The organism is Streptosporangium saharense (assembly GCF_014203715.1).
Taxonomy (GTDB): domain Bacteria; phylum Actinomycetota; class Actinomycetes; order Streptosporangiales; family Streptosporangiaceae; genus Streptosporangium; species Streptosporangium saharense.
This window is the reverse complement of record NZ_JACHJP010000003.1, coordinates 679,439-692,058: the sequence shown is the minus strand read 5'-3', so window position 1 is coordinate 692,058 and position 12,620 is coordinate 679,439. Positions and strand designations below refer to the sequence as shown.

Genomic DNA, 12,620 nt, shown 5'->3' with positions numbered 1-12,620 from the left:
CTGCGGATGCGCGCCCGGCGCGTTCACAGCCTGGCGCCCGAGGTCATCGGGGTGATGTCGAGCCTGCCGTCGCCGCAGACCGTGCCGGTGAAGGGGATCTCCAGGTGCGCCACCTCGTCCGGCGGGATGATCATCAGGCGCGCCGCGGACGGGCATGAGGTCTCGCGTCCGCTGGGCACCGTGGTCCAGTGGAGCCTGGCGTGGGCCGAAGCCCCGGGGCGGAGCGTCACCCGGTGCGCCGGGGCGCTCTCCCTGCGCACCCTGGTCCGCAGGGCGTCTCCCCTGGCGTCGAACATGACCAGGCCGACGAAGCCGTAGACCCAGCAGCTCCTACCGGAGGTGTTGGTGAGCACCAGCGGCGCGTACCGCTGCCCCGCCCCCGCGTCCACCCTGCCCATGCTCGCCCTGAGTCCCCCGGTACGGCAGCGCCCCGCCGTACCCCCCGAAACCGCCGCGCCTCCTGCCGCCTTCACCGCCACGGCCGGAGGCTCAGCGGCGGCAGCCGGGGCACACGCGGCGACGGCGGCCAGTGCGACCGCCGCCATGGAGACGGCTGTCAGCCGCCGTGCTCTGTAAGTACTGTCGATGAGGTTCATACCCGTTTGGATGTCGCGTCCCACGGGTTTGTTCAACCGCAGGAAAAGGAGCGACCCCCGGGCACCTGTCCATGTCCCCGGGGGTCTCGAAGCCGCCATATCGCGGCGCCAGCGGCGTTTAAGAGTGTGGATCAGTCATAACGACGTCGCGCTCTGCCATTGAACTACCGATGCACGTTGTAGAGCATCGAGCCGGACTCGAACCGGCATCTCAACGATCACAGTCCACCTCGGTCGATCTGGCGCTCGACGGCAATGCTGAATCTGGAGCGGGAGTCTGAGTTTGAACGGCTGCCTCTGCCAACTGGGCTACCCCGGCGCGGTGGTGCCGGGGAGAGGAATCGAACCTCCACTGTCACCGTGTTCAGGCTGAGCTTCATCTTCAGCTTGCGCTCCTCGCGCACCCGTCCACTCATGGACGGGGGTCTGCGGGCCTACCCGAGCAGGTAGGCGAACACCTTCTCACCGATCCGCTGATCGGTGATCTCGGTGCCGTTGGCCTCCTCGCGGGCGTACTTCACCGCGTCCTGGAGCTTCTGGACGCGGGTGAGCAGCTCGTTGACACGGCGCTGCGGGAGCGCGCCGGAGAAGGTGACCTTGGTCCAGTAGCCGACGACGACGTCCTCGTTGTAGACCTGCACCTGGGCGGGGTGCTTGTCGGTCGCCTCGGCGAGGACGTGGTTGCGGGGAACCTTCTTGGTGCGGGTGGTCTTGACCGGCTCGGTGCGCCAGGTGTCGGTGTTCCCGTCCAGCGCCCACGTCTCGGACGGGTCGAGCGTCGGCAGCTTGGCGATGAAGGTGTGCAGGTCGGTGAGCTGCTTCTCAAGGAAGAGCAGGTAGGTCACCGGCACGTCGGCGAGCAGGACGTCGCCGTCGATCCTGACGTCGGCCTTCGCGGCGCAGTTCGCCCAGTCCTTCGTCGCGGTCACGTCGAACAGCCGGGTCAGGGAGGCGCCGACCTCCTTGAGGACGCTCTCCGCCTGGACCTGGACCCTGGTCGACTCGGGCGGGAGCTGCTCGCCCTCGTCGTCGATCGGCTGGTAGGACCGCGAGATGCCGGACAGGAGCGGCGTCTTCTGAACCGTGTGGTACGCGTCGGTCACCTTGCGCTGAACGTCGGACTTGACGCCCTTCTCGACGGCGAGGATCTGGTTGAGCTTCGTCACGGCACGAACCTAGCGCCACGCCGTAACGTGTCACACCTCATTTTCCGGACAAGCCAGGCGAACAGCCGTACCGGAGCGAGCGGGAAGCTCGTTTCCCGAGGTCGGGACGCCCCGGCCCGGGACAGCAAAAAACCCTCCGGGTCGTGTAACCCGGAGGGCCTGTGCCTGCGTCTCATGTGCGTGGGCGATACTGGGATCGAACCAGTGACCTCTTCGGTGTGAACGAAGCGCTCTCCCGCTGAGCTAATCGCCCGCCCTGTTGGCACCTCGCGGTGCCGACGTGGAAAACCATACAGCAATCCGAGGGCACTGGCGAAGCGACGCGGGAGGGGGACGATCTTGAAGGGCGCGACACGGACGCGAACCAAAGGTCCGTGGATGCGTCCGGCGGGGGGCTACGGTGTCATAGCATCGTCCTGATCCGTAGAAGCACCGTACGACCCGTGCTCGACCTCTATCGCCCGAGACGCCCTGCAGCGGGAGTCGACGGTGACCAAAACGATACGCAAAACCCTTGCAAATATGGCCCTGTTAGTGATGTTTAGCCAGGTAGACGCCCAAATGTCGCGCTGTGATGTGCGTTACAGAAGGGCCCGGAGGCGGAATCTTCCCTACAGGTTTCTTTGTTCCGCGTCATAGCTCGGGACGAAGAGAGTCCGCCAGAGCAGTGAAAGCCCCGCAGAGGGGACCGACGACGAAAAAGGTTTGGCTGACGATGAACAGCTCCACCGTCTCTGCCGAGCTGGGCCTTCGGCTTGTGGTCCCCGACCGTACCACCGTCCCCCTGCTCGCCGGGCTCAGCTACACGGCCGATGATCCCTACGCGATCAGAATGGCCTTCCATGTGGGGAACGACGAACCGGTCGAGTGGATCTTCGCCCGTGAACTGCTGACCGTCGGCATCGTGCGACGGGTCGGCGACGGAGACGTCCAGGTGTGGCCGGCGCGCGCCGACGGCGAGCGGACGTTGCACATCAGTCTCACCTCACCGTTCGGTCAGGCGCTGTTCGAGGTGCCGCTCGCGCCCCTCACCGAGTTCCTGCACCGGACCTACGAGCTGGTCCCCGCGGGCCGTGAGACCGACTTCATGGACCTCGACGCCGAGCTCAGCAACATGCTCTGGAGCTCCTGAGGCTCCGTCCGCCGCCCGTGGGCCACGTGCCCGCGGGCGGCGTGCTTTTCCCGTGGTGTGTCACGGATCGACGTCGGCCGCGCTCCGCTCCGCGAAGACCCGCATCGCCTTGGCCGTGACCGGTCCCGGAGCCGAGGGGAGCACCCTCTCGCCGACCGTCCTGATCGGCTGGATGTCGCGGGTCGTGGAGGTCAGGAAGGCCTCCTCCGCCTCGGCGAGCGCGGACAGCGGAAGGTTCTCCTCCACTCCCCCGCACCATTCGAGGGCGAGCGCGCGGGTGACCCCGGCCAGGCAGCCCGCGGTGACGGGCGGGGTGACGATCCGTCCCTCGCGGACGACGAAGACGTTGCTGCCGGTGCCCTCGCAGAGGTCGCCCGCCAGGTTCCCGAAGATCGCCTCACCGCCTCCCCTTGCCTTGGCGTAGGCCAGGGCCACGGCGTTCTCCCCGTAGGAGGTCGTCTTGGCCCCGGCGAGCGCGCCGTGCTCGTTGCGGGCCCACGGCACGACGGTGACGTCCGCGGTCGCCGGGAAGGGCTTCTGCTCCGCGGCGATCACGATGATCGTGCCGTCCGTCGTGCCCCGGTCAGAGCCGAGCGGGCCGGGGCCGCTGGTGTAGGTGACGCGGATCCGGCCGAGCGGCCACGACGGCGCCTCGGCCAGGCAGGCGCGTATCCCCGCCGCGACGAACTCCACGTCCGGCTCCGCCATGCCCATGCGCGCCGCGGAGACCAGCAGCCGATCGAGGTGCCGGGTGAGCGCGAAGGGAACGCCGTTGACGCACTTGACGGTCTCGAACACACCGTCACCGACCAGCAGGCCGTGGTCGAACACCGAGACTGTCGCCTGCTCTGGCTCTACGAGCCGCCCGTTGACCCATACGGGGACGTTCATCGGGCTCCTCCTGAAACTGCCGGATCTGATGGTGGAACGGGCGCCGAACCGCGCGGGGCGCCGCCCCAGGTTATGCCCGCGCGGACGGCCCGGAGGATCCCACCGGCGAAAACACGGCAGCCCGCGCGGCCTCGGCCAGGAAGCGGGCCAGCGTGCGGGCCGCGGGCAGCACCGAGGGCGGGGTGGTGCGCGGCAGCGCGGCGTAGACGGTCCTGCGCGGGGCGAGGTCGCCCAGCGAGCGCAGGACGAGATCGGCGGGTACGGCCTGCGCGGCGATGCCGGGGACCAGCGTGACGCCGAGTCCCGCGGCCACGAAGCCGAACTTCCCCGTCCACTCGGCGATCCTGAGCCTGGCGCGCGGGCTGAACCCCGCCCTGGCGCAGGCCGCGTCGAGCGCGGTCGTCCCACCGGGAGGGGGCGCCTCGATCCAGGTCTCCTCCCTCAGCTCCCGCAGGTCCACCTCCGGCAGCGCCGCGAGCCGGTGGCCCGCGGGCAGCGCGACCAGCAGCTCGTCCTCGGCCAGCTCGACGATCTCGACCTCCTCCTCGTACGGCAGGCCCGCCGGGTAGTCGCTGAGCACGGCGATGTCGAGGGCGCCCTCCCGCATGCGGCGCAGCAGGCCCCCGCTCGGCCCCTCGACCATGGTGAGCGCGACCCCGGGGAACTCCCCGGTGAAGTCCCGCAGTGCCCGGGGAACCAGCGCGACGTTGGCGGTGGCGAAGGAGCCGACACGCAGCCGTCCCCGGTAGCCGCCGTGGATGCCCGCCAGTTCCTCCTCGGCCATGGCGATCCTGTTGAGCACGGCCAGCGCGTGCGAGTGGAGCGCCTGTCCCGCGGGCGTGAGCCGTACGCCTCGGGGGAGACGCTCGAACAGCGGGCCGCCGGCCTGCTGCTCCAGGGTGGCGATGCGCCGGGAGACGGCGGACTGGGTGTATGTGAGCAGGGTCGCGGCGCCGGTGAACGAGCCGGTCCTGACGACGGCGTCCATGAGGCGCAGGGCGTCGATGTCGAACACATTCCTCCTTGGCATGGCTGACATGAAATCTAGTCGCTGGTGGAATGCCTTCGGCCCTCATAGCGTGACCGGCATGATTTCCTTCCTGGGTCTGGGGCGCATGGGCGCCCTGATGGCACGACGGCTCGTGACGGCGGGGCACGAGGTCACGGTCTGGAACCGCACTCCCCGCGAGGTCGAGGGGGCCGTGAGCGCGGCGACGGCGGCGGAGGCCGTCGCGAAGGCGGACCTCGTGATCACGATGCTCGCCGACCCCGTGGCGGTGCGGGAGGTGCTCTCCGCGGCGGTGCCCGGGCTGCGGCCGGGGACGCTGGTGGTCGAGATGTCCACGGTCGGCCCCGAGACCGTCGCCGGGCTCCGTGACCTGCTGCCCCCGGGGGTCGGGCTGGTCGACGCGCCGGTGCTCGGCAGCCTGGGGCCCGCCGCGGACGGCACGCTGACGGTGCTGGCCGGGGGGCACGCCGGGGACCTGGCCCGCTGCCGTGAGGTGCTCTCGGTCTTCGGGCGGGTGCGGGAGACCGGTGGGCCCGGCTCCGGGGCGGCGCTGAAGCTGGCGGTGATGAGCGCGCTGGTCCCGGCGCAGGTGCTGCTCGCGGAGAACCTGGCCTACGCGGCGGCGAACGGCGTGGACGCCGGGACGCTGCTCGACGTGCTCGGCCAGACCCCGCTGGCCCCACTCGTCGAGCGGGTCCGCCCCGCCGTCGAGAGCGGGCCGTCACGCACCGCCTACTCCCTCGGCCTCGCCGCCAAGGACCTGACGCTGGCAGCGCACACGACGCAGACGCTGGCGGCGGCGGCCGGGGACCGGCTGCGCGGGGCGGTCTCCGCCGGGCTCGGCGACCAGGACCTGACGGCCGTCTTCGCGCACGTCGCGGCGGGCCGTACGGCGAGCAGGGTGCGGAAGGTGAACCCGGCCTCGGTCCCGGCGACCAACGGGTACTACTCCCACGCGACCAGGGTTGGGGACCTGCTGTTCGTCTCCGGTCAGGCGGCGCTCGACGAGGAGGGCCGGGTGGTCGGCGAGGGGGACATGACGCGTCAGTCGGAGTACGTGATGGAGATGCTGGCGCGCATCCTCGCCGACCAGGGGTGCTCCTTCGACGACGTGACCCACATCCGGACGTTCGTCACCGACATGTCGCGGCTGAGGGAGTACGGCGCGGTCCGGGGGCGTCACTTCACCGGTGAGCCCCCGGCGAGCACGACCGTCGAGGTGTCCCGGCTGTTCGTGCCGGGACTGCTGATCGAGGTCGAGGTGGTCGCCGCTATTCCAGCGGCCCGGTGACGGACTCGGCGGCGGCGACTACCGCGTTGCTCGCCACGAGCCTGGTCACCGCCTCGATCTCGGGGGCGAGGAAGCGGTCGGGGCCGGGGCCCGCGACCGTCTGACGCAGCGCCGCGACGACGGCCCCGGTGGCGGGGGCGGGCCGGTGCGGCGCGCGCAGGTCCAGGGCCCTGGCCGCGGTGAGGACCTCCACCGCGAGCACCCTGGTCAGGCCGTCGACCGCGCGGCGCAGCTTGCGCGCGGCGGACCAGCCCATGGAGACGTGGTCCTCCTGCATGGCGGAGCTCGGGATGGAGTCGACGCTCGCGGGCGCCGCCAGGCGCTTGAGCTCGGAGACGATCGCGGCCTGGGTGTACTGGGCGATCATGTGCCCGGAGTCGACGCCGGGGTCGTCGGCGAGGAAGGCGGGCAGGCCGTGGCTCCTGGCCACGTCGAGCATCCTGTCGGTACGGCGCTCGGAGATGCTGGCCACGTCCGCGACCGCGATGGCGAGGAAGTCGAGCACGTAGCCGACGGGGGCGCCGTGGAAGTTGCCGTTCGACTCGACCCGGCCGTCGGCAAGGACCACCGGGTTGTCCACCGCGGAGGCCAGCTCACGTGAGGCGACGAGGGCTGCGTGCTCAAGGGTGTCCCTGGCGGCCCCGGCGACCTGGGGGGAGCAGCGCAGGGAGTAGGCGTCCTGAACCCGGGTGCAGGTGCCGTCCCGGTGGGACTCCATGATCCCCGAGTCCTTGAGCAGTGCCCTGAGGTTGGCGGCGCTGGCGGCCTGGCCGGGGTGGGGGCGCAGCGCCTGCAGGTCGGCGGCGAAGACGCGGTCGGTGCCGAGCAGCGCCTCCACGCTCATGGCCGCGGAGACGTCGGCCGTCCTGAACAGGCGGCGGAGGTCGTCCATGGCCAGGATGAGCATGCCGAGCATGCCGTCCGTGCCGTTGATCAGCGCCAGGCCCTCCTTCGCCGCCAGCTCGACGGGCTCGATGCCCGCCTGCTTGAGCGCCTCGGCGGCGTCGAGCAGCTCCCCTGCCGCGTCGCGGACGACGCCCTCCCCCATGACCGTGAGGGCCACGTGCGAGAGCGGGGCGAGGTCGCCGGAGCAGCCCAGGCTGCCGTACTCGTGCACCACGGGGGTGATCGAGGCGTTGAGCAGGTCCTGCAGGACCTTGGCCGTCTTCGGGCGCACCCCGGTGTGGCCGGTGGCCAGGGTGTGCAGGCGCAGCAGCATCAGCGCCCTGACGACCTCCTTCTCCACCTCGGGGCCGGACCCGGCGGCGTGCGAGCGGACCAGGGAGCGCTGGAGCTGGGCGCGGAGCGAGGGGTCGATGTGCCGGGTGGCCAGCGCCCCGAAGCCGGTCGAGACGCCGTAGGCGGGGGTGGGGCTCTCGGCGAGCTCGTCCACCCGGATCCTGGCCGCGGCCATGGCCGCCACGGCGTCGTCGGTGAGACGCACCTCGGCGCCGTGCCGGGCGACCATGGTCACCTCGTCGAAGCTCAGCGGTTCCGGCCCGACGTTCACGACCGCTCTGTCACCCATGGCGTCACTCTCTCGAACTCAACGCGTCTCAGCGCATCTCAGTAACTAGTGCATGCGATGTTAGCTCCTTACATGCGTAGATCGCCGCTATGCCTTTTCTCCCCTTTTCTGTGACTTCGACCACTCTGCGGGCCACCCCACGTCTGTACCATCCCCGGTCCATAAGAGCGCAGGTCACAGCGGCGCCGAGGGCCCCTCCGAGATGGAACCTGCGTTCCGTCCAGTCGAGGCATCCGGGGGCGAATCCGCGCCGCGTGTCCCTGACGGCTCCCACGTCCACCCCGAGCCCCGCGAGGCCCCTCTCGCCCCGTTCCGTCACCTCGAACGCCTCCTGTCCCACGAGGTATCCGGCGGCCAGGAGAGCGCCGAGCAACTCGACCCCGGCACGGCCCGCCAGGTGGTCGTAACAGGTCCGCGCCTCCCCCAGCAGCCGCGCCTGGCGGGACTGGCGCAGCGAACGGACCCGCGGACGCGGCCCCACCCTCGCCAGGACCTCAAGCACCTCGGCCACCTCGGGACCCGCGAGCCGGTAGTAACGGTGCCTGCCCTGGGCGACGACGGCGACCATCCCGCCGTCCAGGAGCCTGGCCAGGTGGGCGCTGGCGGTCGGCGGGCTCACCCCGGCGACCCTGGCCAGCTCCCCGGCGGCCAGCGCGCGGCCGTCCAGCAGCGCGGTCAGCATCGCGGCCCTGGCCGGGTCGGCGATGAGCGCGGCCACCGGAGCGATGTCGGCGTCGGCCGTGATGTGTTCTGTGACCATGTCCTGACGCTACCTTCGACACCTTTCGTCCTGTATCGAAGCGTCCGGGGCGGTATCCGGTTTGGGGAGTCGGCGAGTATTCGCTAGAGTTCTGTCCGTGAGACCGGCTCGTCCGGAAACACACGCGGAAGTGGCTCAGTGGTAGAGCATCACCTTGCCAAGGTGAGGGTCGCGGGTTCGAATCCCGTCTTCCGCTCGAAATGGGGCCACGGCCCCGCTCGGTGGAGTGGCCGAGAGGCGAGGCAACGGCCTGCAAAGCCGTGTACACGGGTTCAAATCCCGTCTCCACCTCTGGTCTTCGGCGAGGACGATTAGCTCAGCGGGAGAGCGCTTCCCTGACACGGAAGAGGTCACAGGTTCAATCCCTGTATCGTCCACCACCTCACGAGATCCCCCTGGTCAAGGCCAGAGGGATCTCGTCATTTCCGCCCTTGCCGTACGGCGTGGCCACCCGCGGCCGTTTCCGTGGAACGCGCCGGGGTGTGCAACTGGTTGCCGAGCCAGGGCAGGACCTGGGGGATCTCCCGGTTCCAGGTGTTGAAGTTGTGGCCGCCGCTGGGCAGGATCAGCGACGCCGCCCGCATCGGGTCCCTCGCCAGCGCCAGGAACGCGCGGGTGTCGGCGTAGTCGCTCTCCCCCTTCTCGCTGCTGGTGACCAGAACCGAGACGGGCGGGATTGGCAGGTTCCGCAGCCGCCACATCAGGTCGTTCTCGTCGCGCAGCCTCGCGCTGCCGCCGAACAGGTCGCCCGTGGTCATGTCGATCGCCGTGCGGAAGTAACCGGACAGGGAGACCGCGGCGGAGAACGCCTCCGGGTGCCGCATGGACATCTTCAGCGCGCAGTAGCCACCGGTCGAGCCTCCGAAGACGCCCCAGCTCTGCGCGTCGAGACCCGTCCGGTAGGAGGCGGCGACGGCCGCGCGCAGGTCCCTGGTGAAGTAGGTCTCCACCTGGGGGCCACCGGGGACGTCCACGCACTCGGTGTCGCGGGGCGGGACGACAGTCGGGCGCATGAGCACCATGATCGTGGGAGGCATCCGCTTCGCGGTGACCGCCCTGGAGGCCGTCGCGGGGAGGTTCAGCCTGGTGATGAGGTTCCTGGCGTCGCCCGGGTAGCCGGTCAGCGCGAGGATCACCGGGAAACGCCGCTCGGCGTACTTCTTCTCGAAGTACTCGCGGGGCAGGTAGACGTAGCCGGGTGAGGAGATGCCGGTCTCCCCGCCCGAGATGACCACCTGCTCCAGCCTGCCCGCCGTACCGGGTGGAAGGGCGACCTGGCCGACCTCGGTCACCCCGTAGCCGGGACGGCCGGAGGCGGCGGGCTGGCCGCCGCCGGTGACGATGGGCGGCGCGGCGGCGTCGTCGGTGCCGAGCAGGTCGCCCCACGAGCCGTAGAAGCCGAAGTAGGCGTTCGCCACCAGGCCGAGCGCGGCCAGGGTGAGGACCTGGTTTCCGGCGAGCACCCCGACCCGGCCGAGGACCGAGCGCCAGGTTCGCCCGCCGAGCAGCGGCCAAGCCCAGACCGAGGCCACCAGCGCCACGACGGCGAGCAGGCCGAGGAGCACCTGCAGTCCGACAGCGGTGATTCCCATACCGCGCGTCCCCCGTTCGATCTACCGGCAAATCTACTCAGGGCGGGTAAGGGCACGGTTAACGTCGTGTTGGCCGGGCCTGCGCGAAGCGATGGTCATCACGGCTTAGCCTCCTCTCATGAGGGAACGTCCACCCATCTCCCGTCCCTGGGTACCCGCGGTCGCGGGCTACGCGTCGCTGACGATCGGGATCCTGGACATCGTCAAGGCCGTCGTCCCGCCGTTCAGGGGGACGCGGGTGAGCGAGATCGCGGGTCTCCTGCCGGGGACGGTCACCTCGATCGCCCAGGCGGCCTCGCTCGTCATGGGCATCCTGCTCGTCATGCTCGCGCACGCCCTCAAGCGCAGGAAGGTGCGGGCGTGGCGGACTGTGGTCCTGCTGCTGCCGCTGAGCGCCCTCATCGAACTCGTGCACATGCACAGGATCGTCAGCGCCGCGATCAGCCTCGCGGTGTTCGCGGTGCTCGTCGCCAACCGCCGCGAGTTCTACGCGCTGTCCGACCCCAGGACGCGCTGGCGGGCGGTGTGGAACTTCCTGCTCATGTTCGTCCTGGACGTCGCCATCGGCTGGGTCGTGGTCAACACCCACCCGCACACCATCGTCGGGGACCCCAGCCTCGGGGAGCGGCTCCAGCACGTGCTGCTCGGGCTCGTCGGCCTTGAGGGGCCGGTCGTCTACTCCTCGGAGCGGACCGCCGACCTGGTCTACTTCTCCCTCACCGGGCTGGGGCTGCTCACCGCGGTGACGACCGCCTATCTGGCGCTGCGCCCGGAGAAGCCGGCCGCCGAGCTGAGCCCGGAGCAGGAGAAGGCCGTACGGGACATGCTCGCCAGGCACGGCGCCCGTGACTCGCTGGGCTACTTCGCGCTGCGCCGCGACAAGAGCGTGATCTTCTCCCCCTCGGGAAAGGCCGCGATCGCCTACCGGGTCGTGGCGGGGGTCATGCTCGCCAGCGGCGACCCCGTCGGGGACATCGAGGCCTGGCCCGGCGCGATCAGGCGCTTCCTCGACGAGGCGAAACGGCACGCCTGGGTGCCCGCGGTGATCGGCTGCAGCGAGGCGGGCGGGGAGATCTGGACGCGGGAGGGCGGGCTGTCCGCCCTGGAGATCGGCGACGAGGCCGTCGTCGAGACGGCGGGGTTCACCCTGCAGGGCAGGGCGATGCGCAACGTCCGCCAGATGGTCAACCGCATCGAGCGCGCGGGCTACACCTGCCGGGTGCGGCGGGTCGGCACCCTCTCCGAGGCGGAGAAGGACCTCATCCGCGGGGCCGCGGACTCCTGGCGCGGCACGGAGACCGAACGCGGCTTCTCCATGGCGCTCGGCCGCTTCGGTGACCCGGCCGACGACGAGTGCGTCGTCGTCACCGCGCACCGATCTTCTGACGACGGCGCCGCCGCGCCCGGCGAGGACATCAGGGCCGTGCTGCACTTCGTGCCGTGGGGACCGGACGGCATCTCCCTCGACCTGATGCGCCGCGACCGCGACGCCGACCCCGGGCTCAACGAGCTGCTGATCGTCAAGGCCCTGCAGGCGGCTCCCGAGCTGGGGGTGGACAGGGTCTCGCTCAACTTCGCGATGTTCAGGGCGGTGCTGGCCAGGGGCGAGCGGCTGGGGGCCGGACCGGTGCTGCGCGCCTGGCACGCCGTGCTCGTCTTCCTGTCCCGGTGGTTCCAGATCGAGTCACTGTACCGGTTCAACGCGAAGTTCCACCCGCTGTGGATTCCCCGGTTCGTGGTCTATCCGGCGGCCCGTGACCTGCCGCGCATCGGCATAGCCGCCCTCCAGGCCGAGGCCTTCATCAACGTCGCGCTCCCGGGCATCCCCTTCAGGCGCAGGCGGCACTCCCGCGCGGGGGACGCCTCCGGGGAACGCGCGGCGCTGCCCCACTGAGCCCCGACCTGCCCCGATCCGGTATGGCAAGCCGCCCAAGAGAGCGCTTTCCCGGCTTTCCCCCCAAATACCAGCGCTTTTCCGGAAAAATCCACCTTTCCCCTGAATTTTCCATGAAAGAAAGCTCACCCGGGGAAGCCGCCTTTGTTTACCCCCCGGAGGTAAAGCCGTTTCCCACCGCGCCTCTCCCTCCCCAGGAGGCGCTTTCCTCCCACCGGACGTCCCCCTCTCCCCCGGCCCCCGTCCGGGGGAAGCGGAATTCCCTCCCCGGGAACCGGAGCCCCTTCTCGGGGAAAGCGCCTCGCGGGAGAAGGGCTTTCTCTTTCCCCCCTCGGGAACCGCCTCTCCCTCTGGAACTCGCCCCGCGTGCCCGGGCCGTACGGCTCCCGCGAAGCCTGTCCACCGCCCCCGCCGTCACACGCGTCCCGCCGGGCGGGGCGCGGAGGGGTGGAGGCTCGCCGGAATCACGGCGGCGACCGCCGGGGAGGCCGAGGGGGCTTGCAGCGCTGGCCCCCCACCCGGTCGCCGGGTGTGTCAGGGGTCGTTTCCGACACCGGTGCTGTTCCATCCCGAAGTCGGTCGTACTCTGGGAGCGTGCCCACACCAGGTGATCCCGGCCCTCGCCCCCGTCCTGCCACGGGGAAGGGCCCTGCCGTACGGTCTCGCCACGTCAGCGGCGGGGTCCGGCGCCACCGGATCGGACGCGCACGGGCTCGCGCGATCCGGCATGCCGGGTCCTCCGATCAGGCGCGCGTGGGCTT

Annotated in this window: 10 protein-coding genes and 4 tRNA genes; 6 read left to right on the top strand and 8 right to left on the bottom strand. The window is 70.6% G+C overall.

The annotated features are described in order from the left end of the window. Nucleotides 1-23 precede the first annotated feature (23 nt). The 3 genes from FHS44_RS19165 to FHS44_RS19155 form a co-directional block, all read right to left on the bottom strand. Complete coding sequence (locus FHS44_RS19165) at nucleotides 24-596, bottom strand: DUF4232 domain-containing protein (protein WP_184716430.1); 573 nt, start codon at nucleotides 594-596, stop codon at nucleotides 24-26. A 434-nt stretch (nucleotides 597-1,030) separates the two neighbouring features. Further along, a complete protein-coding gene (locus tag FHS44_RS19160) occupies nucleotides 1,031-1,762 on the bottom strand; it encodes a DUF7873 family protein (protein ID WP_184716428.1) in 732 nt (243 codons plus the stop codon). Between the two features lie 181 nt (nucleotides 1,763-1,943). Then, nucleotides 1,944-2,015: transfer RNA gene (locus FHS44_RS19155), tRNA-Val, on the bottom strand. Nucleotides 2,016-2,477: 462 nt separating this feature from the next. On the opposite strand from FHS44_RS19155, the gene FHS44_RS19150 reads away from it, so the two are divergent. Beyond that, on the top strand, nucleotides 2,478-2,894 hold the full coding sequence (locus FHS44_RS19150) for an SsgA family sporulation/cell division regulator (RefSeq protein ID WP_089210725.1): 417 nt from the start codon (nucleotides 2,478-2,480) through the stop codon (nucleotides 2,892-2,894). Nucleotides 2,895-2,954: 60 nt separating this feature from the next. On the opposite strand, the gene FHS44_RS19145 is transcribed toward FHS44_RS19150, so the two are convergent. Both FHS44_RS19145 and FHS44_RS19140 read right to left on the bottom strand, forming a co-directional pair. Beyond that, complete coding sequence (locus FHS44_RS19145; protein ID WP_184716425.1) at nucleotides 2,955-3,785, bottom strand: aminotransferase class IV; 831 nt, start codon at nucleotides 3,783-3,785, stop codon at nucleotides 2,955-2,957. A 70-nt stretch (nucleotides 3,786-3,855) separates the two neighbouring features. Further along, nucleotides 3,856-4,800 (bottom strand): LysR family transcriptional regulator, encoded by a 945-nt coding sequence (locus tag FHS44_RS19140; protein WP_184716423.1) that lies wholly within the window; start codon nucleotides 4,798-4,800, stop codon nucleotides 3,856-3,858. A gap of 73 nt (nucleotides 4,801-4,873) precedes the next feature. Between FHS44_RS19140 and FHS44_RS19135 the strand changes: the two genes are divergently transcribed. Beyond that, a complete protein-coding gene (locus tag FHS44_RS19135) occupies nucleotides 4,874-6,085 on the top strand; it encodes an NAD(P)-binding domain-containing protein (protein ID WP_184716421.1) in 1,212 nt (403 codons plus the stop codon). Here the strand turns inward: FHS44_RS19135 and hutH are convergent. Beyond that, complete coding sequence (gene hutH / locus FHS44_RS19130) at nucleotides 6,066-7,613, bottom strand: histidine ammonia-lyase (RefSeq protein ID WP_184716419.1); 1,548 nt, start codon at nucleotides 7,611-7,613, stop codon at nucleotides 6,066-6,068. The genes FHS44_RS19135 and hutH overlap by 20 nt on opposite strands. A gap of 28 nt (nucleotides 7,614-7,641) precedes the next feature. After that, nucleotides 7,642-8,373 carry an ArsR/SmtB family transcription factor gene (locus FHS44_RS19125; protein WP_184716417.1) on the bottom strand — a complete coding sequence of 244 codons (732 nt, stop codon included), beginning with the start codon at nucleotides 8,371-8,373 and terminating at the stop codon, nucleotides 7,642-7,644. A 124-nt stretch (nucleotides 8,374-8,497) separates the two neighbouring features. Between FHS44_RS19125 and FHS44_RS19120 the strand changes: the two genes are divergently transcribed. The 3 genes from FHS44_RS19120 to FHS44_RS19110 all read left to right on the top strand — a co-directional run bounded on the left by FHS44_RS19120 (nucleotide 8,498) and on the right by FHS44_RS19110 (nucleotide 8,753). Then, nucleotides 8,498-8,569 (top strand) — tRNA-Gly (locus tag FHS44_RS19120). Nucleotides 8,570-8,593: 24 nt separating this feature from the next. Continuing rightward, nucleotides 8,594-8,664: transfer RNA gene (locus FHS44_RS19115), tRNA-Cys, on the top strand. A gap of 14 nt (nucleotides 8,665-8,678) precedes the next feature. Next, nucleotides 8,679-8,753 (top strand) — tRNA-Val (locus tag FHS44_RS19110). A gap of 39 nt (nucleotides 8,754-8,792) precedes the next feature. Here FHS44_RS19110 and FHS44_RS19105 read toward each other — a convergent pair. Next, entirely contained in the window at nucleotides 8,793-9,965 is a 1,173-nt protein-coding gene (locus FHS44_RS19105; RefSeq protein WP_184716415.1) for an alpha/beta hydrolase, read from the bottom strand. A 118-nt stretch (nucleotides 9,966-10,083) separates the two neighbouring features. Here FHS44_RS19105 and FHS44_RS19100 point away from each other — a divergent pair, with 118 nt between their 5' ends. Further along, entirely contained in the window at nucleotides 10,084-11,859 is a 1,776-nt protein-coding gene (locus FHS44_RS19100) for a phosphatidylglycerol lysyltransferase domain-containing protein (protein WP_184716413.1), read from the top strand. The last annotated feature ends 761 nt before the right edge of the window (nucleotides 11,860-12,620 follow it).

What these genes read in the sequence shown, in the direction of transcription:
- FHS44_RS19165 (WP_184716430.1), bottom strand. Translation starts at nt 596, where the DNA reads ATGAACCTCATCGACAGTACTTACAGAGCACGGCGGCTGACAGCCGTC.
- FHS44_RS19150 (WP_089210725.1), top strand. Translation starts at nt 2,478, where the DNA reads ATGAACAGCTCCACCGTCTCTGCCGAGCTGGGCCTTCGGCTTGTGGTC.
- FHS44_RS19145 (WP_184716425.1), bottom strand. Translation starts at nt 3,785, where the DNA reads ATGAACGTCCCCGTATGGGTCAACGGGCGGCTCGTAGAGCCAGAGCAG.
- FHS44_RS19135 (WP_184716421.1), top strand. Translation starts at nt 4,874, where the DNA reads ATGATTTCCTTCCTGGGTCTGGGGCGCATGGGCGCCCTGATGGCACGA.
- hutH (WP_184716419.1), bottom strand. Translation starts at nt 7,613, where the DNA reads ATGGGTGACAGAGCGGTCGTGAACGTCGGGCCGGAACCGCTGAGCTTC.
- FHS44_RS19125 (WP_184716417.1), bottom strand. Translation starts at nt 8,373, where the DNA reads ATGGTCACAGAACACATCACGGCCGACGCCGACATCGCTCCGGTGGCC.
- FHS44_RS19105 (WP_184716415.1), bottom strand. Translation starts at nt 9,965, where the DNA reads ATGGGAATCACCGCTGTCGGACTGCAGGTGCTCCTCGGCCTGCTCGCC.
- FHS44_RS19100 (WP_184716413.1), top strand. Translation starts at nt 10,084, where the DNA reads ATGAGGGAACGTCCACCCATCTCCCGTCCCTGGGTACCCGCGGTCGCG.